Here is a 16,743-nt window from a genome sequence, read left to right on the forward strand (position 1 = left end):
GTGCAGCAGGTCGTCCGCCGAGACGGTGGCGTCCACCTCGGAGATCCGGGTGTTGTTGACGTACGCGCCGCCCTCGGCGATCACCCGCCGGGCCTCCTTCATGCTCGGCACCAGGCCCGACTCCTTGAGCAGGCCGGCCACGTCCGGCAGCTCGTCGAGGTGCACCAGGCCGGCCTCGGTCAGCGCGGCGCGCAGCGTCTCCGGGGACAGCTCGTCGAGCGAGCCGCGGCCGAACAGCGCCTGGCTCGCGGCCACCGCCTGGGCCATCTCCCGCTCGCCGTGCACGAGCGTGGTCAGCTCCTCGGCGAGCGCCCGCTGGGCCAGGCGCGCCTGCGGCCGCTCCGCGGTGGCCTTCTCCAGCTCCTCCAGCTCCTCGCGGGAGCGGAAGCTGAAGTACCGCAGGTAGCGGCTGACGTCCCGGTCGTCGGCGTTGACCCAGAACTGGTAGAAGGCGTACGGGCTGGTCATCTGCGGGTCGAGCCAGACCGCGCCGCCTTCGGTCTTGCCGAACTTGGTGCCGTCGGACTTGGTGACCAGCGGCGTGGTGAACGCCTCCACCGGCCCGGCGCCGCGCCGCCGGACGTAGTCCACGCCGGCGGTGATGTTCCCCCACTGGTCGGAGCCGCCGTACTGGAGCTGGCAGCCGTGCCGGCGGTGCAGCTCGAAGAAGTCGTTCGCCTGCAGCAGTTGGTAGCTGAACTCGGTGAAGCTGATGCCCGTCTCCAGCCGCGCCCTGACCACCTCGCGCGCGAGCATCTTGTTCACCGGGAAGTGCTTGCCGACGTCCCGGAGGAACTCCACCACCGACATCTCGCCGGTCCAGTCCAGGTTGTTGACCAGTTGGGCCGCGTTCTCCCCGGTGTACGTGACGAACGGCGAGAGCTGCTCGCGAATGCGCTCCACCCAGCCGGCGACCACCTCGGGCGAGTTGAGCGTGCGCTCGGCGCTCTCCTTCGGGTCGCCGATCTGGCCGGTGGCGCCGCCGACCAGCAGCAGCGGACGGTGCCCGGCGAGCTGGAGCCGGCGCGCGGTGAGGACCTGCATGAGGTGGCCGGCGTGCAGGCTCGGGGCGGTCGGGTCGAAGCCCACGTAGAACGTGGCCGGTCCGGCGTCGAGCAGCTCGCGCAGGTCGTCGAGGCCGGTCGAGTCCTGGATCAGGCCCCGCCACAGCAGGTCTTCGGTCAGGGAGTCCCGCCCCTGCGGGAGGTTGCTGTCGGTCACGGTCACCGATTCTCCCCCATTCCCGGGCCCGGCCCGTACCGGGTTTGCCGACGTGGCGGCGACTAGGCTGGCGGCGCCCGTCGAACGCGAGGAGGAACCGCGGTGGACATGCCGAACCTGACCGGTGGCTTCGTGGCCCTGCTGGGCCTGACGTTCGACGAGGTCAGCGGGGACCGGGTGGTGATCCGCTGGAAGGTGCGCCCGGAGCTGCACCAGCCGTACGGGATCCAGCACGGCGGCGTCTACTGCTCGGTGGTGGAGACGGCGGCGAGCATCGGCGGCGCGCTCTGGCTGGGCGACAAGGGCAACGTCGTCGGGGTGTCGAACCAGACCGACTTCCTGCGCGCGGTGCGTGACGGGGAGCTGACCGCTGTCGGCACGCCGGTGCACCGGGGCCGCAGCCAGCAGCTCTGGCTCGTGGAGATCACCGACGCCGACGGCCGGCTGGTGGCCCGCGGTCAGGTGCGGCTGCAGAACCTCACCGCCGCCTGACGCATTCGCCCGAAACCGGGCGCTGACGGCGATATCGTCGCCTCGGTGTGGACGTCCGCGCCCGGCCCGACGTGAGGAAGCTGTTCGCCGCCACGCTCGGCGTGCTGTCGGCCGTCGGCGGCTTCGTCGACATCGGTGACCTGGTGGCGGCCAGTCAGGCCGGCGCGCTGTTCGGCATGGCCCACACCTGGGTGCTGCTGGTCGGGGTGGTCGGCATCTGCGCGTACGCGGAAATGGCCGGCCGGATCGCGGCGGTGAGCGGACGGGCGGTGTTCGACCTGGTCCGGGAGCGGCTCGGGCCGCGGGTGGCGCTGCTCAACCTGGTCGCGTCGTGGCTGGTCACTGTCGTCACGCTCGCCGCGGAGCTGGGCGGAGTTGCGCTGGCGCTGCAACTGGCGACCCGGCTGAGCCACCTGTTCTGGGTGCCGCTCGCCGCGCTGGCCGTCTGGCTGGTGCTGTGGCGGCTGCGGTTCGAGCTGATGGAGCGGATCTTCGGGCTGGCCGGGCTGTCGCTGCTGGTGTTCGCGGTGGCGCTGGTGGCGCTGCCGACGGACTGGCCGGAACTCGGGCAGGGCGTGTGGCAGGTCAGCTCGGCCGGACACGGCTGGCCGCTGTACTGGTTCGTGGCGGTGGCGCTGTTCGCCTCGACTGTGAGCCCGTACGAGGTGTTCTTCTTCTCCTCCGGCGGCGTCGAGGAGCGGTGGAGCGCGGCGGACCTGGCGCGGGCCCGCTCGAACGTGCTGATCGGCTTCCCGGTGGGCGGGTTCCTGGCGTTGTCGCTGATCGCCGTCGCGACGGTGGCCTACCACCCGTCCGGGGCATCGTTGAGCACGCTGGACGAGGTGGCGCGGCCGGTGGCGACCGCGCTCGGTGGCGCCGGACTGGCCGCCGCGGTGCTGGCGTTCTTCGCGGTGACGTTCGGCGCGGCGCTGGAGACCGGGCTGTCGGCGGCGTACGCGGCGGCGCAGTACTTCGGGTGGCAGTGGGGCAAGCGGGTCCGTCCCCGGGAGGCGGCCCGGTTCCACAGCGTGCTGCTCGTCGGTCTGCTGCTCGGTGTGGTGATGCTGATGACGACTGTGGACCCGGTGCGGCTGACCGAGTACATGCTGGTGCTGAGCGCGGTGGTGCTGCCACTGACCTACCTGCCGATCCTGGTGGTCGCCAACGACCGCGGGTATCTCGGCGACCGGGTCAACGGGCGGTGGACGAACCTGCTCGGCGCGGTGTTCCTGCTGCTCATCGTGGCGGCCTCGGTGGCGGCGATCCCACTGGCGATCATGACGGGGATGGGGCGATGAGGGTTCAGCTCGCCAAGCGGTTGCTCGACCGGCAGATCGTCGACGTGGACGGGCGGCTGGTCGGGCGCGTCGACGACATCGCGTTCGCGGTCGACGACGAGGGCTTCCCGTACGTGGACGCCCTGCTCACCGGGCAGGGCGCGCTCGGCGAGCGGATCGGCGGGCGGGTCGGGCGGCTGCTGGTGGCGGTGGCGGACCGGTTCACCGACGACCCGCCGGTGCCGCCGTTGCGCGTACCGCTGGCCGAGGTCGCCCGCGTGGACAGCGCGGTGCGGCTGCGCTGCCCGGCGGCGGACCTGCCGCCGTCACCGGTGGAGGCGTGGCTGCGCCGGCACCTGATCGAGCGCATCCCGGGGTCCGGCCGTGCGAGCGGGTGAGCTGCTCGGCCGCACCGCGTACGACCTGCACGGGCGGCGGCTGGGCCGGGTGGTGGACGTGGTGGTGCGCGGCGGGTGGCCGCCGGACCGGCTGCGGATCACCGATGTGATCGTCGCCGGGCACTGGTGGACCCGGGTGATCAGCCGGCTGATCGGCCCGGAGCTGCACCCGTCCGGGCCGTGGCTGCTGCGGATCATCGCCCGGCTGGTCGGGCGGAGCACCCGTCAGCTGCCCGCCGACGCGGTGCAGCTGCTCCCGCCGGTGCCCGGCTTCCCGTTCGGCCCGCCCGCCGGGCGCCGCTGAGCCGAGCTCCGCTGAGCCGAGCCCCGCTGAGCCGAGCACCGGTGAGCCGAGCGCCGGTGAAGCGCGCGCCGGGCGCCGGTCAGCGGCGGGCGTCGTCCAGTTCCGGCGTGTCGGCCGGGTCGGCGGCGTCGTCGGTGATGTCGCCGTCCGGGGAGCCGTCGTGGCGGCCGCGGCGGCGGACGTGCACCTCGGTGATGGCCCGCTGGTCGACGTCGGCCACCGCCAGCTCCCAGCCGTCCACGGTCACCTGCTCCCCCGCCACCGTCGGGATGTGCCCGAGGCAGATCAGCACCAGCCCGGCGACAGTGGTGTAGTCGCCGGCGGGCCGGTTCGGCAGCTCCACGCCGAGGTCGGTCAGGTCGTGCACCGGGAACGTGCCGGGCAGCACCAGCGTGCCGTCGGCCTCGGTGCGCACGGCGCGCAGGTCCCGGTCGGTCTCGTCGTAGATCTCGCCGACGATCTCCTCCAGGATGTCCTCCAGCGTCACGATCCCGTCGACCGCGCCGCGCTCGTCGACCACGAGCGCGATGTGCTGGCGTTCGGCCTTGAACTGGCGCAGCGCGTCGACCACCGGCAGGGAGTCGGGCAGCAGCATCGGCGGGCGGGCGATCTCGTCGACCGGCCGGTCGTCCGAGACGCCGACCAGGTCCCGCAGGTGGATCACGCCCACCGCCTCGTCCAGGCCGCCGTGGCGCACCACCGGCGCCCGGGAGTGGCCGGTCGCCGCGAGGACGAGCCGGGCGGCCTCCGCCGTGGTGCCGCTGTCGAGCGTGAAGACCTGCAACCGGGGTACGAGCACAGCCCGCAACTGCCGGTCGGCGATCTCCACCGCACCGGCGATGATCGTGCGCTGTTCCTTGGTGAAGCCGTGGTTGCCGGCCACGATGTCGCGCAGCTCGTCCGGGCCGATCTCGTCCGGCTCGGCCTTCGGGTCCAGGCCGAACAGGCGTACCACCAGGTCGGTGGTCGCGCCCAGCAGCCAGACGGCGGGCCGGGTGATGCTGGACAGCACGTCCAGCGGGCGGGCCACCAGCAGCGCCCACCGCTCGGCCGACTGCATGGCGATCCGCTTCGGGGCCAGCTCACCGAAGACGAGCGTGACGAACGTGAGCACCAGCGTGACAGCGACGATGGCGACCGTCTCGGCGGCGTTGCCGAAGACGCCCAGCAGCGGGACGAGCGGCTTGGCCAGGGACACCGCGGCGGCGGCGGAGGCGAGGAACCCGGCGAGTGTGATGCCGATCTGGATCGTGGCCAGGAACCGGTTCGGGTCCTTCGCGAGGCGGGCGAGGGTCCGTCCGCCGCGGCTGCTGCGCTCCAGCCGCTGCACCTGGCTGTCCCGCAGGGAGACCAGGGCCATCTCGCTGCCGGCGAACACCGCGTTGAGGATCACCAGCACACCGACCAGGGCAAGCTGGCTCCAGTAGCTCTGCACGACCGGTTATCTCCCTCGGCCCGATCCGGGTCGGCCGATGGCCGACTCGCCGGCCGGCAGATCCGGTCGGCGTGGCCCTCTGTTGCCCCGCGGGACCGCCGCCGAATCATGACCGGCCCCGGCGTGACCCACCGGAGCCGGGGCTCAGGCCGGTACGGGCAGGTCGAGCACGTACGCGCCGCCCTCGGGGCGGAACCCGAGCCGGTGGTAGTAGGGGGCGATCATGCCGGGCGGGCTGACCACCCGGCGGAAACCCCGGTCGGTGAACAGGCGGCTGCGCCGGTAGACGAACTCCCCCGGCGTGAAGTCGCGGAACGGCGGGGTCACGTAGTCCAGGTCGATCTGGGCCACCCCGCCCGGTTCGGCGTGCGAGAGCATCACGCCGACCACCTCGTCGGCGCGTACCACGAGGAACGCCGAGCGGTCGGCGGCGGCCGGGTCCCAGTGGAAGCCCGGGTTGAACCGGGCGATGTCGGCGGCGTGCACCCGCAGCGTGTGGGCCAGGAACGCGTCGCCGGTGCCCACCTCGACCACCTGGTAGGTCTGCTCGTCGTGCCGGGTGGCGAGCAGCTTGCGCAGGTACCAGACGTTGATCACGGCGAGCACGACGTTCAGCCCGACCATCGGCCAGACCTGCACGGCGGTGTTGTAGCCGATCAGGATGAGGCAGCCGACCAGGTTGAGCGCGCGCAGCCGCAGGATCCGGGTCTGCAGCAGGGACCAGACCAGCAGCGCGGAGCCGGCCCAGCCGACGAGTTCCAGCCAGTTCACCCGGGGAGACTAACGGTCTGCCTGGTCAGACCCCTCGGCGGGCAGCTCCAGCACGTACTCCTCGACCTCGGTGCCGCGCGCCGGGGCGTACCCCGAGTCCTCGCCGACCACGACGAAGCCGCACTTGCGCAGCACCGCGAGCGAGGCGGCGTTGTCCTTGGCGGCGCGGGCGTGCAGCGGCCGGTGCGGCACCTCCCGCAGCAGCGCGCGCAGCGCGGCGGTGGCGTGGCCGCGCCCCCAGTGCGCCGCGTCGATCCAGTAGCTGACCTCGGTCTGCTCGCCGACCGGGAACGCCGCCACCCGCCCGACCAGCCGGCCGTCGGCGATGACGGCGCGGTTCACGATCCGCTCGTCGGCGCGGATGCGCGCCCAGTGCGCGTCGAACGCGGCCCGGTCGGACGGATCCTTCGGGCCGAACGCGGCCATCCAGTTCGCCTGCGGATCCTGCTCGTGGGCGAAGAAGGCGGGCAGGTCGTCGTCGCGCACCGGGCGGAGCAGCACCTCGTCTGTCACGGCCGGAACGATACGGGCACCCTCCGACACGGTCGGGACCTCCGGCCCGGTGTGTGTCCCGTCCGGCCCTGCCGCGCCGCCGGCCGCCCCGGTTACCAAGGAGGTGGAACGACGCAGTCGAGGAGGCCGGACCATGTCGAAGTACGTCTACGACTTCATCGAGGGTGACCGCAGCCGGGCCGACCTGCTCGGCGGCAAGGGCGCGAACCTCGCCGAGATGACCCGGCTCGGGTTGCCGGTGCCGCCCGGGTTCACCGTCACCACCGACGCGTGCCGGGCGTACCTGGCCACCGGGGCGCCGCCGGACGGCCTGTACGAGGAGATCAACGCGCACCTGCGGGAGGTGGAGGCGCGGCTGGACCGGTGGCTGGGCGACCCGCGTGACCCGCTGCTCCTGGCGGTGCGCTCCGGCGGCCGGTACTCGATGCCGGGGATGATGGAGACGATCCTCGACATCGGGCTCAACGACACCACGGTGGCCGGGCTGGCCGCCCGCACCGGCGACGAGCGGTTCGCCTGGGACTCGTACCGGCGGCTGATCCAGATGTTCGGCCGGACCGTGCACGGCATCCCGGCCGAGGAGTTCGAGCACGAGCTGGCCGCGCTGCGGGCCACCGCCGGGCCGGACGGTCCGGGCGCCGGGCAGTTGCGCGACCTGGTCGAGACGTACAAGAAGATCTTCGCCCGGCACGTCGGGCACGACTTCCCGCAGGCCCCGCACGAGCAGCTGTTCCTGGCCGTGCGCGCGGTGTTCGAGTCCTGGCACTCGGAGCGGGCCCGGATCTACCGGCGGCAGGAGCGCATCCCGGACGACCTGGGCACCGCCGTCAACGTGATGGCGATGGTGTTCGGCAACCTCGGCCCGGACTCCGGCACCGGGGTGGCGTTCACCCGCGACCCGGCCACCGGCGCCCCCGGCGTGTACGGGGACTACCTGACCGACGCGCAGGGCGAGGACGTGGTGGCGGGCATCCGCAACACGGTGCCGCTGACCGAGCTGGAGCGGCTGGACCCGGCGAGTTTCCACCGGCTGCGGGAGATCATGGCGACGTTGGAGCGGCACTACCGCGACCTGTGCGACGTCGAGTTCACCATCGAGCGCGGCCGGCTGTGGATGCTCCAGACCCGGGTCGGCAAGCGCACCGCGGCGGCGGCGTTCGTGATCGCCGCGCAGTTGGCCGAGGAGGGCCTGATCACGGCCGACGAGGCACTGACCCGGGTCAACGGGGCGCAGCTCGCCCAGCTCATGTTCCCGGCCTTCGACGCCGCCGGCGCGCCCGAGCCGCTCGCGGTCGGCGTCGGCGCCTCGCCCGGCGCCGCGGTCGGGCGGGTGGTGTTCGACTCGGCCGCCGCGGCGGCGGCCGACGGACCGGTGATCCTGGTCCGGCCGGAGACCAACCCGGACGACCTGCCCGGCATGATCGCCGCGGCCGGGGTGCTGACCTCGCGCGGCGGGAAGACCTCGCACGCCGCGGTGGTGGCCCGGGGCATGGGCCGGACCTGCGTGTGCGGGGCCGAGGCGCTGGCCATCGACGTCGAGCGCGGCGAGTTCACAGTCGGCGAGCAGGTGGTGCGCGCCGGCGACGTGATCTCGATCGACGGCACCAGCGGGCGGATCTGGCTCGGCGAGGTGCCGGTGCAGCCGTCCCCGGTGGCCCGGTACCTGACCGGTGAGCTGCGGCCGGAGTCCGACCCGCTGGTCGCCGCCGTGCACCGGCTGCTCGGGCACGCCGACGCGGTACGCGCGCTCGGCGTCCACGCCAACGCGGACACCCCGGACGACGCGCGGCGCGCCCGCGAGCTGGGCGCCGAAGGGATCGGGCTGTGCCGCACCGAGCACATGTTCCTCGGGGAGCGCCGGGAACTGGTCGAGCGGCTGATCCTGGCCGAGAGCCCGGCCGAGGTGGGCGCTGTGCTGGACGAACTGCTGCCGTTGCAGCGCGCCGACTTCCTCGGGCTGCTCACCGCGATGGACGGGCTGCCGGTCACCGTCCGGCTGCTCGACCCGCCGCTGCACGAGTTCCTGCCTCCGCTGGCCGAGCTGACCGCCCGGGTGGCGGGCGCGCAGGCGCGCGGCGAGGAACCGGGCCACGACGGCGTGCTGCTGGCGGCGGTGCGGCGGATGCACGAGACGAATCCGATGCTGGGGCTGCGGGGCGTACGGCTCGGGCTGGTGGTGCCGGGCCTGTTCGCGATGCAGGTGCGGGCGCTGGCCGAGGCGGCCGCGCAGCGGGTCCGGGCCGGCGGTGACCCGCGCCCGGAGATCATGGTGCCGCTGGTCGGTGACGTGCGGGAACTCGCCGCGGTGGCGGACGAGGCGCGGCGGGTGCTGGCCGAGGTGCCGGACGCACCGGAGATTCCGATCGGCACCATGATCGAGACGCCCCGGGCGGCGCTGACCGCCGGGGACATCGCCGCCGAGGCGCGGTTCTTCTCCTTCGGCACCAACGACCTGACGCAGATGACCTGGGCATTCTCCCGGGACGACGTGGAAGGGGCGTTCTTCTCCACGTACCTGGAACGGGGGATCTTCCCGGTGTCGCCGTTCGAGAGCATCGACGCCACCGGGGTGGGCCGGCTGGTCCGGCTCGCCGTCGCCGAGGGGCGGGCGGCCCGGCCGGACCTGACCGTCGGGGTGTGCGGCGAGCACGGCGGCGACCCGGACTCGATCGGGTTCTTCGCCGCGGCCGGGCTCGACTACGTCTCCTGCTCGCCGTACCGGGTGCCGGTGGCGCGGCTGGCCGCCGGCCGCGCCGCGGTCGAGGCCCGCACCGAGAAGTCCGACTCCCGCTAGGAGGGCAGCGTCATGACCGCCATCTTCAACCCGACCGGACCGGCTGTCACGCCGCTCCCCCGCCCGGCGCCGCCGAAGGCCGCGACGCCCGCCCCCGCGCCGGCCGGAGCCGTCGGCCCGGTGCTGGAGCTGCCCGGGGACGCCGCGCTGGTGCCGGTGCACCGCGACGGCCGCCCGGTCGGCGTGTTCGTCGCGGCCGGCGGCCGGGTCCGCTACCGGCGCGTGGTCGAACCCGACCAGCTCGTCGCCGCCGCCACCGGCGCGTTCGCGGTCGCGGCGCTCACCGCCGCCGTCGCGGTGTGGTCGCGGCGCCGACCGCCGTCGGTCGGCACCGTCACCATGGGGCCGGGCGGCTGGGTCAGCCTGCGCGGCGTGCCGGCGCCGCGGCTGCGCCCGGACCACCGGCCCTGGTGGGCGCGCCTGCTGCGGGCCCGCCGCCTGGTCGTCGACCGCTGACCACCACCGGGGTACGGCCGCCGGCACGTCACCGGCGGCCGTACCGCCGTTCCCCCGCCCGCCCGGGAGGGGGCCGTTGGTCCCGGGTCACCGCGGTCCTGCGCCCCTGCCCGGCAGCGCCCGGACCGACGACGCTGAGGGTGAGAACGAGACCGAGGGAGGCCCCCGATGCGCGCCAGTGTCGTCACCGCGTTCGACCGTCCGATGGAGATCACCGAGCGTCCCGTGCCGGAGGCCGGCCCGGGCGAGATCCTGGTCCGCGTCGAAGCCAGCGGACTCTGCCACACCGACATCCACGCCGCCCGCGGCGAGTGGCCGGTGAAGCCCACCCCGCCGTTCGTCCCCGGTCACGAGGGCGTCGGCCTGGTCGAGCAGGTCGGCCCCGGCGTCACCGAGCACGCCGTCGGCGACCGGGTCGCGCTGCCCTGGCTCGGCTGGGCCTGCGGCACCTGCTCGTACTGCGTGACCGGCTGGGAGACGCTGTGCGAGTCGCAGCGCAACACCGGCTACAGCATCGACGGCGCGCACGCCGAGTACGCGGTGGCCTCGGCCCGCTACGCGGTCCGCGTGCCCGACGGCGTGGACCCGTTCGAGGCCGCGCCGCTGACCTGCGCGGGCGTCACCACGTACAAGGCCGTCAAGGTCGCCGGGGTGCGGCCGGGCGAGCGGGTGGCGATCTTCGGCATCGGCGGCCTGGGCCACCTCGCGCAGCAGTACGCGCAGATCTTCGGCGCCGAGACGGTCGCGGTGGACGTGACCGCCGAGAAGCTGGAGCTGGCCACGTCGCTGGGCGCGGCGCACACCGTCGACGCCGCCACCACCGACCCGGTCGAGCGGATCACCGAGCTGGGCGGCGTGGACGTGGCGATCGTGCTGGCCGCGAGCCCCCGGGTGATCGAGCAGGCCCACCGCTCGCTGCGCCGCGGCGGCCGGCTGGTGCTGGTGTCGCTGCCGGCCGACAACGCGATCACCCTGCCCGTCTTCGAGACGGTGCTCAAGGGCATCACGGTGCTCGGCTCGATCGTCGGCACCCGCGCCGACCTGGCCGAGGTCTTCGCGCTGCACGCCGCCGGCCGCACCCGGGTCGTCTACCAGACCCGCAAGCTCGACGACATCAACGACGCGGTGGACGACGTCCTCGCCGGCCGGGTCGCCGCCCGGCTCGTGCTCCAGCCCTGACCCCCGCCCCCGGTCCCCGCACCCGGCGGGGACCGGGCCACCGCCGACGCCCGGAGAGGGACCGACATGACCGCCACCGAACCCCTGGCCCCCTGGCGCGGATTCCACGCCGGAGCGTGGCAGGAGACAGTCGACGTGGCCGACTTCGTCCGCCACAACCACGAGCCGTACACCGGGGACGCGTCGTTCCTCACCGGGCCGACGCCGCGCACGCTCGCCGTGTGGGACCGGCTGCGGGAGATGTTCGGCGAGGAGCGGCGGCGCGGCGTGTACGACGTCGACGCGGCCACCCCGTCGACGATCACCTCGCACGCCCCTGGCTACATCGACCGGGAGCGGGAGCTGATCGTCGGGTTGCAGACCGACGCGCCGCTGCGGCGGGCGATCATGCCGGCCGGCGGGCTGCGGATGGTGGAGACGGCGCTGCGCGCGTACGGGCGCGAACCGGACCCGCGCGTGCACGAGATCTTCACCCGGTACCGGCGCACGCACAACGACGCGGTGTTCGACGCGTACCCGGCGAACGTGCTGGCGGCGCGGCGCTCGCACGTCATCACCGGGCTGCCCGACGCGTACGGGCGCGGGCGGATCATCGGCGACTACCGCCGGGTGGCGCTGTACGGCGTGGACCGGCTGGTCGAGGAGCGCCGCGCGCTCAAGGCGGCGCTGGACGACCGGCGCAGCACCGACGACGTGATCCGCGACCGGGAGGAACTGGCCGAGCAGATCCGCGCGCTCGGTGAGCTGAGGGAGATGGCCGCCTCGTACGGCTTCGACATCTCCCGCCCGGCGGCCACCGGCGCGCAGGCGATCCAGTGGCTCTACTTCGCCTACCTGGCCGCCACGAAGGAGCAGAACGGCGCCGCGATGTCGCTCGGCCGCACCGCCGGGTTCGTCGACGCGTACCTGCGGCGGGACATCGCCGAGGGGCGGCTGGACGAGAGCGGCGCGCAGGAGCTGATCGACGACTTCGTGATCAAGCTGCGGATCATCCGCTTCCTGCGCACCCCCGAGTACGACCAGCTGTTCTCCGGCGACCCCACCTGGGTCACCGAGTCGCTCGGCGGGATGGGCGCGGACGGCCGGCCGCTGGTCACCCGCACCGCGTTCCGCTACCTCCAGACGCTCTACAACCTCGGCCCGGCGCCGGAGCCGAACCTCACTGTGCTCTGGTCGCCGCGCCTGCCCGAGGGGTTCAAGCGGTTCTGCGCCCAGGTGTCGCTGGACACCAGCGCCATCCAGTACGAGAACGACGAGCTGATCCGCCCGGCGTACGACGACGACACCGCGATCGCCTGCTGCGTGTCCGCCATGCGGGTCGGCCGGGACATGCAGTTCTTCGGCGCCCGCGCGAACCTGGCGAAGGCGCTGCTGTACGCGATCAACGGCGGCCGGGACGAGCTCACCGGCACGCAGGTGGCCCCGCCGGCCGCACCGGTGGGCGGCGAGACGCTCGACTACGACGAGGTGCTGGCCGCGTACGACCGGACGCTGGACTGGCTCGCGCAGACGTACGTCGACGCGCTGAACGTAATCCACCACCAGCACGACAGGTACGCCTACGAGCGGCTGGAGATGGCGCTGCACGACCACCCGGTGCGCCGGTTCATGGCCACCGGCATCGCCGGGCTGTCGGTCGCCGTGGACAGCCTGTCGGCCATCCGGTACGGCCGGGTGAAGGTGCTGCGCGACGCCACCGGCCTGGCCGTCGACTACGCGGTCGAGGGCGAGTTCCCGACGTACGGCAACGACGACGACCGGGCCGACGAGATCGCGGTGTGGCTGGTCGAGACGTTCGCGGAGAAGCTGCGCCGGCAGCGCACGTACCGCGACGCGGAGCTGACCATGTCGGTGCTCACCATCACCTCGAACGTCGTGTACGGCAAGCACACCGGCAACACGCCGGACGGCCGGCGCGCCGGTGAGCCGTTCGCGCCGGGGGCGAACCCGATGAACGGGCGCGACACGCACGGCCTGGTCGCCTCGGCGCTGTCGGTGGCGAAGCTGCCGTACGACGCGGCCCGCGACGGCATCTCGCTGACCGGCACCGTCACGCCGGACGGACTGGGCCACACCCGCGACGAGCGGATCGCGAACCTGGCCGGGGTGCTCGACGGCTACGCCGACGCCGGCGGGTTCCACCTCAACGTCAACGTGCTGGACCGGGCCACGCTGCTGGACGCGATGGCGCACCCGGAGCGGTACCCGCAGCTCACCGTCCGGGTCTCCGGGTACGCGGTGAACTTCGTCCGGCTCACGCCGGAGCAGCAGCGCGACGTGGTGTCGCGGACCTTCCACGGGTCGCTGTGAACGGCCGCCCGCCCGCGCCGCCGGAGGTGACTCCGGCGGCGCCGGGTGCCGTCACCGGCGCGGTGCACTCGTGGGACACCTCGGTCGGGGTGGACGGGCCGGGCACCCGGTTCGTGGTGTTCCTGGCCGGCTGCCCGCTGCGCTGCCGCTACTGCCACAGCCCGGACACCTGGTACGGCCGCAGCGGCCGGCGCCGGACGGTGGACGAGATGGTCACGCTCGCCACCCGGTACCGCCGGTTCATCCAGGTCGCGGGCGGCGGCGTCACCGTGAGCGGCGGGGAGCCACTGCTGCAGCCGGCGTTCACCGGCGAGCTGCTGCGCCGCTGCCACGACCTCGGCCTGCACACCGCGCTGGACACCTCCGGCTTCCTCGGCGTCCGCGCCGACGACGCGCTGCTGGACGCCACCGACCTGGTGCTGCTCGACGTCAAGGCGGGCAACCCGCAGACGTACCGCCGGGTCACCGGCACCGGCCGGCTCGCGCCGACGCTGCGCTTCGCGCAACGGCTGGCCGACCGGGGTACGCCGATCTGGATCCGGTACGTGCTGGTGCCCGGCCTGACCGACGCGGTCGACGAGGTGGAACGGGTGGCCGACGTCGCCGCCGGGCTGGCCACGGTGCAGCGCGTCGAGGTGCTGCCGTTCCACCGGCTCGGCGCGCACAAGTACGCCGAGCTGGGGTTGACCTTCCCGCTGGCCGACACCGAGCCGCCGGATGCCGACCTGCTGACCCGGGTACGCGGGCAGTTCGCCGCCCGCGGCCTCACCGTCACCTGACCGGTCCCGCCGCGGCGCACTACGATCGGGGCATGCCGAACCTGCTTCCGACCGCACGTATCCGCGCCCTGGGCGCGACCGGCGCGCAGGCCACCGGGGCGCGGGCCGTCGGCGCGCAGGCCACCGGCGCGGGCGCGACAGGTGCACGAGCCCTGGGTGCGACCGCGATCGGCGCGATCGCCTTCGGCGCGTTCGCGCTCGGCGCCGTGGCGGTGGGCTCGCTCGTGATCGGCCGGCTCGCCGTGCGCCGCGCGGTGATCCGCGAACTGCGCATCGGCCGCCTCGAGGTGGACGAGCTGGTCGTCCGCGACCGCTGAGCCCTAGCTCGCCGCCGCCGTCGGGTAGCCGTAGAGGTCGAGCAGCCGCACCCGGGACGCCTGGAGCCGGTCGACCACCACGCTCATGAACCGGGTGGTGAGCTGACGGCCGAGCGTGTCGTCGGACTCCATCAGCCGGCGTACCCCGTCGGCGTCGAGTTCCACGGCGGTGCTGCGCTGGGTGGCGACCGCGCCGAACTGCCAGCGGTACGGCGGGAACAGCCAGGACCAGCCGAGCACCCCGCCCGGCCCGATCGTCTCGATGCCCACGTCGCCGCGACCCGGCACCGGGAAGTCGAGCGCCACCTGGCCGCCGCGGACCAGCCAGAAGCGGTCGGCCTGCTGGCCGGCGCGGAACAGCCGGTGCCCGGGATGCCAGACCACCGGGCGGGCGTAGCCGGTGAGCCGGGGCAGCCACTCGTCGGGCAGCCCGGCCAGGAAGGGGTGGACGCGGAGCATCTCCAGCGGGGTCATCGCGCCTCCAGGGTCGACAGGAGGGAGCACTGGTTCCATTTCACCCCGCCGTCGTCCCGGCCGGTAGGGGCCGATGGTCCCGGCCGGGCCGGGCGGATCGACTCTGCCCGGGTGGGAGCCGTCGGCGCAGGCTGAGGGGGAACCGAAGGAGGACGTGATGACCGACAGAACCGGTGCCCCCGTCGTGGTGGGTGTGGACGGCTCCCCGTCCGCGCTGGACGCGGTACGGCTGGCCGCACGCGAGGCGGTGCTGCGGCACCGGCCGCTGCGGGTGGTGAACGCGTTCCTCTGGCCGCTGGTCGGCACGCCGCTGGGCATGGTCGCCCCGGTGCTGCCCGACGTCGAGCTGCGCCAGGAGGCCGAGAAGCTGGTCGAGGAGGCGGTGGACGAGGCCCGCAAGGTCGACGCGGACCTGGCGGTGACCGGGGCGGTGGTCGACGGCGGGCCGGTCGCGGTGCTGCTGCGGGAGAGCCGCGACGCCGCGCTGCTCGTGCTGGGTCACCGGGGACTCGGCGGCTTCGCCGAACTGCTGGTCGGCTCCGCCGCGGTGCAGCTCTCCGCCCGCGCGGACTGCCCGGTGCTCGTCGCCCGTGGTGAGGCCCGCGCCGACGGTCCGGTGGTGGTCGGCGTGGACGGCTCCGCGCTGTCCGACGAGGCGGTCGGGTTCGCGTTCGCCGAGGCCGCGGCGCGCGGCGCCGAACTGGTCGTGGTGCACACCTGGCTCTACCCGCAGCCGGTGACCTACCGGGAGGCGTTCGGCGACGTCGTGCCGCTGGCGTACGACCCGCAGGAGCTGCGCGCCGACGAGCAGCGGGTGCTGGCCGAGGCGGTCGCCGGCTGGGCCGAGCGCTACCCGGAGGTCACGGTACGGCCGAAGCTGGTCGCCGCCGCCACGCCGTCCCGGGTGCTCGTCGAGGAGTCCGTCGGCGCGCAGCTGACGGTGGTCGGCGCGCACGGTCGCGGTAGCCTCGGTGCGCTGCTGCTCGGCTCGGTGAGCCATGCCGTGCTGCACCACTGCCACAGCCCGCTGGCCGTCGTCCGGCACCGGGGCGGCCGGACCCACTGAGCCGGTTCCCCGGCCCGGACGGGGCCGGTAGCGCCACAATGGCCTGAGCCGACCGGAGGGAAAGCACCTGATGAACCGACCCGTCGTGGTGGGAGTGGACGGATCGCCGTCCAGCCTGGCCGCCGCCGACCTGGCCGCCGCGACCGCCGTCGCCCGTTCCCGGCCGCTGCTGCTGGTGCACGGCTACCTGCACCCACTGGGCTACGGCGTGCCGCTCAACCCGTACGACCTGGGGGTGCCGGCGCCCACCGCGGAGTCGGAGAAGATGCTGGAGTCGGTCGCCGCCGACCTGGCCGAGCGGCACCCGGGCCTGCGGGTGCAGGTGCGCCAGGTCGCCGGCGGTCCGGGCGCCACGATGGTCGAGGAGTCCCGCCGCGCCGAGCTGGTCGTGGTGGGCAGCCGGGGCGTGGGCGGTTTCGCCGGCCTGCTGCTCGGCTCGGTCAGCGGGCAGCTCGCGCAGCATGGGCACTGCCCGGTGCTGATCGTCCGGCCCGAGGAGCAACCGATCCCGGTGGACGGTCCGGTGCTGGTCGGCGTGGACGGTTCCGACTCGGCCGCGTACGCGATCGAGCTGGCGGCGGACGAGGCCGAGCGGCGCGACGCGGAGCTGGTGCTGATGCACGTCCGCTCGCCGGAACGCGGCGCGGTGGCGCCGGAGGTCGCGGCGGAGGCGTCCACCGCCGAGCAGGCCGAGGCGGCCGGGCTGCTGGCCGAGGCCGCGGCCCGGGTCCGGGCGGCGCACCCGGGCCTGCGCGTGACGGAGCGTGCCGTGACCGCCGCCTCGCCGGAGACGGCGCTCCGGGAGGCCAGCGGCGAGGCGGCGCTCGTGGTGGTCGGTTCCCGGGGCCGGGGCGGCTTCGCCGGGCTGCTGCTCGGCTCGGTCAGCCAGGCGCTGGTGCAGCACTCCCACTGCCCGGTGCTCGTCGCCCACCGGCCCGAGCCGGCCGACGACTGACG

At 74.2% G+C, this 16,743-nt stretch carries 17 protein-coding genes (1 of these 17 cut by a window edge); 12 read left to right on the forward strand and 5 right to left on the reverse strand.

Features of this window, described 5'->3' with window-relative positions; all coding sequences use genetic code 11:
* A protein-coding gene (gene tyrS / locus ACN27C_RS28150) for a tyrosine--tRNA ligase (protein ID WP_120573845.1) crosses the window boundary here: on the reverse strand, positions 1 to 1,221 show its 5' portion. The gene continues 63 nt to the left of window position 1, outside the view; 1,221 of the gene's 1,284 nt are visible here — the first part of the coding sequence; it begins with the start codon at positions 1,219 to 1,221; the stop codon falls past the left edge of the window.
* Between the two features lie 108 nt (positions 1,222 to 1,329).
* On the opposite strand from tyrS, the gene ACN27C_RS28155 reads away from it, so the two are divergent.
* The 4 genes from ACN27C_RS28155 to ACN27C_RS28170 are packed head-to-tail and all read left to right on the forward strand — an operon-like array spanning position 1,330 to position 3,692.
* A complete protein-coding gene (locus ACN27C_RS28155) occupies positions 1,330 to 1,713 on the forward strand; it encodes a PaaI family thioesterase (RefSeq protein ID WP_175438812.1) in 384 nt (127 codons plus the stop codon).
* Positions 1,714 to 1,760: 47 nt separating this feature from the next.
* Complete coding sequence (locus tag ACN27C_RS28160) at positions 1,761 to 3,011, forward strand: NRAMP family divalent metal transporter (protein ID WP_358172771.1); 1,251 nt, start codon at positions 1,761 to 1,763, stop codon at positions 3,009 to 3,011.
* Entirely contained in the window at positions 3,008 to 3,388 is a 381-nt protein-coding gene (locus tag ACN27C_RS28165) for a hypothetical protein (RefSeq protein ID WP_357898719.1), read from the forward strand. The genes ACN27C_RS28160 and ACN27C_RS28165 overlap by 4 nt, the downstream gene beginning before the upstream one ends.
* Positions 3,375 to 3,692 (forward strand): PRC-barrel domain containing protein, encoded by a 318-nt coding sequence (locus tag ACN27C_RS28170; protein ID WP_252448462.1) that lies wholly within the window; start codon positions 3,375 to 3,377, stop codon positions 3,690 to 3,692. Before ACN27C_RS28165 ends, ACN27C_RS28170 begins: the two co-directional genes overlap by 14 nt.
* A 79-nt stretch (positions 3,693 to 3,771) precedes the next feature.
* Here the strand turns inward: ACN27C_RS28170 and ACN27C_RS28175 are convergent, their stop codons facing one another.
* From ACN27C_RS28175 to ACN27C_RS28185, 3 genes are all read right to left on the reverse strand, one after another.
* Positions 3,772 to 5,127, reverse strand: a complete 1,356-nt coding sequence (locus tag ACN27C_RS28175; protein ID WP_121686097.1) for a hemolysin family protein — start codon at positions 5,125 to 5,127, stop codon at positions 3,772 to 3,774.
* A 144-nt stretch (positions 5,128 to 5,271) separates the two neighbouring features.
* Entirely contained in the window at positions 5,272 to 5,898 is a 627-nt protein-coding gene (locus ACN27C_RS28180) for a hypothetical protein (protein WP_120570462.1), read from the reverse strand.
* Between the two features lie 9 nt (positions 5,899 to 5,907).
* The gene (locus ACN27C_RS28185) at positions 5,908 to 6,411 is read right to left on the reverse strand and encodes a GNAT family N-acetyltransferase (RefSeq protein WP_120570463.1); all 504 of its coding nucleotides are present in this window, start codon (positions 6,409 to 6,411) and stop codon (positions 5,908 to 5,910) included.
* 133 nt (positions 6,412 to 6,544) lie between these two features.
* Here ACN27C_RS28185 and ppdK point away from each other — a divergent pair, with 133 nt between their 5' ends.
* The 6 genes from ppdK (at position 6,545) to ACN27C_RS28215 (ending at position 14,246) form a co-directional block, all read left to right on the forward strand.
* Positions 6,545 to 9,205 (forward strand): pyruvate, phosphate dikinase, encoded by a 2,661-nt coding sequence (ppdK, locus tag ACN27C_RS28190; RefSeq protein ID WP_422749254.1) that lies wholly within the window; start codon positions 6,545 to 6,547, stop codon positions 9,203 to 9,205.
* Between the two features lie 12 nt (positions 9,206 to 9,217).
* Positions 9,218 to 9,661, forward strand: coding sequence for a hypothetical protein (locus ACN27C_RS28195; RefSeq protein ID WP_357898728.1), 444 nt, complete (start codon positions 9,218 to 9,220; stop codon positions 9,659 to 9,661).
* Between the two features lie 168 nt (positions 9,662 to 9,829).
* Positions 9,830 to 10,840 carry an alcohol dehydrogenase AdhP gene (gene adhP, locus ACN27C_RS28200; protein WP_422749256.1) on the forward strand — a complete coding sequence of 337 codons (1,011 nt, stop codon included), beginning with the start codon at positions 9,830 to 9,832 and terminating at the stop codon, positions 10,838 to 10,840.
* Positions 10,841 to 10,906: 66 nt separating this feature from the next.
* Positions 10,907 to 13,150, forward strand: a complete 2,244-nt coding sequence (pflB, locus tag ACN27C_RS28205) for a formate C-acetyltransferase (protein WP_422749258.1) — start codon at positions 10,907 to 10,909, stop codon at positions 13,148 to 13,150.
* Positions 13,147 to 13,929, forward strand: coding sequence for a pyruvate formate-lyase-activating protein (gene pflA, locus ACN27C_RS28210; protein WP_120570468.1), 783 nt, complete (start codon positions 13,147 to 13,149; stop codon positions 13,927 to 13,929). The genes pflB and pflA overlap by 4 nt, the downstream gene beginning before the upstream one ends.
* Positions 13,930 to 13,961: 32 nt before the next feature.
* Positions 13,962 to 14,246 carry a hypothetical protein gene (locus ACN27C_RS28215; RefSeq protein WP_120570469.1) on the forward strand — a complete coding sequence of 95 codons (285 nt, stop codon included), beginning with the start codon at positions 13,962 to 13,964 and terminating at the stop codon, positions 14,244 to 14,246.
* Between the two features lie 3 nt (positions 14,247 to 14,249).
* Here ACN27C_RS28215 and ACN27C_RS28220 read toward each other — a convergent pair whose 3' ends face one another.
* Positions 14,250 to 14,720, reverse strand: a complete 471-nt coding sequence (locus tag ACN27C_RS28220; RefSeq protein ID WP_120570470.1) for a cyclic nucleotide-binding domain-containing protein — start codon at positions 14,718 to 14,720, stop codon at positions 14,250 to 14,252.
* A 157-nt stretch (positions 14,721 to 14,877) separates the two neighbouring features.
* Between ACN27C_RS28220 and ACN27C_RS28225 the strand changes: the two genes are divergently transcribed.
* Both ACN27C_RS28225 and ACN27C_RS28230 read left to right on the forward strand, forming a co-directional pair.
* Positions 14,878 to 15,786, forward strand: a complete 909-nt coding sequence (locus tag ACN27C_RS28225) for a universal stress protein (RefSeq protein WP_121685660.1) — start codon at positions 14,878 to 14,880, stop codon at positions 15,784 to 15,786.
* 70 nt (positions 15,787 to 15,856) lie between these two features.
* Positions 15,857 to 16,741, forward strand: a complete 885-nt coding sequence (locus ACN27C_RS28230) for a universal stress protein (RefSeq protein WP_121685661.1) — start codon at positions 15,857 to 15,859, stop codon at positions 16,739 to 16,741.
* Positions 16,742 to 16,743 lie beyond the last annotated feature (2 nt).

It is taken from the genome of Micromonospora sp. WMMD1219 (genome assembly GCF_049315215.1).
Lineage (GTDB): Bacteria > Actinomycetota > Actinomycetes > Mycobacteriales > Micromonosporaceae > Micromonospora > Micromonospora tulbaghiae.

What these genes read in the sequence shown, in the direction of transcription:
- ACN27C_RS28155 (WP_175438812.1), top strand. Translation starts at nt 1,330, where the DNA reads ATGCCGAACCTGACCGGTGGCTTCGTGGCCCTGCTGGGCCTGACGTTC.
- ACN27C_RS28165 (WP_357898719.1), top strand. Translation starts at nt 3,008, where the DNA reads ATGAGGGTTCAGCTCGCCAAGCGGTTGCTCGACCGGCAGATCGTCGAC.
- ppdK (WP_422749254.1), top strand. Translation starts at nt 6,545, where the DNA reads ATGTCGAAGTACGTCTACGACTTCATCGAGGGTGACCGCAGCCGGGCC.
- ACN27C_RS28195 (WP_357898728.1), top strand. Translation starts at nt 9,218, where the DNA reads ATGACCGCCATCTTCAACCCGACCGGACCGGCTGTCACGCCGCTCCCC.
- adhP (WP_422749256.1), top strand. Translation starts at nt 9,830, where the DNA reads ATGCGCGCCAGTGTCGTCACCGCGTTCGACCGTCCGATGGAGATCACC.
- pflB (WP_422749258.1), top strand. Translation starts at nt 10,907, where the DNA reads ATGACCGCCACCGAACCCCTGGCCCCCTGGCGCGGATTCCACGCCGGA.
- ACN27C_RS28215 (WP_120570469.1), top strand. Translation starts at nt 13,962, where the DNA reads ATGCCGAACCTGCTTCCGACCGCACGTATCCGCGCCCTGGGCGCGACC.
- ACN27C_RS28220 (WP_120570470.1), bottom strand. Translation starts at nt 14,720, where the DNA reads ATGACCCCGCTGGAGATGCTCCGCGTCCACCCCTTCCTGGCCGGGCTG.
- ACN27C_RS28225 (WP_121685660.1), top strand. Translation starts at nt 14,878, where the DNA reads ATGACCGACAGAACCGGTGCCCCCGTCGTGGTGGGTGTGGACGGCTCC.
- ACN27C_RS28230 (WP_121685661.1), top strand. Translation starts at nt 15,857, where the DNA reads ATGAACCGACCCGTCGTGGTGGGAGTGGACGGATCGCCGTCCAGCCTG.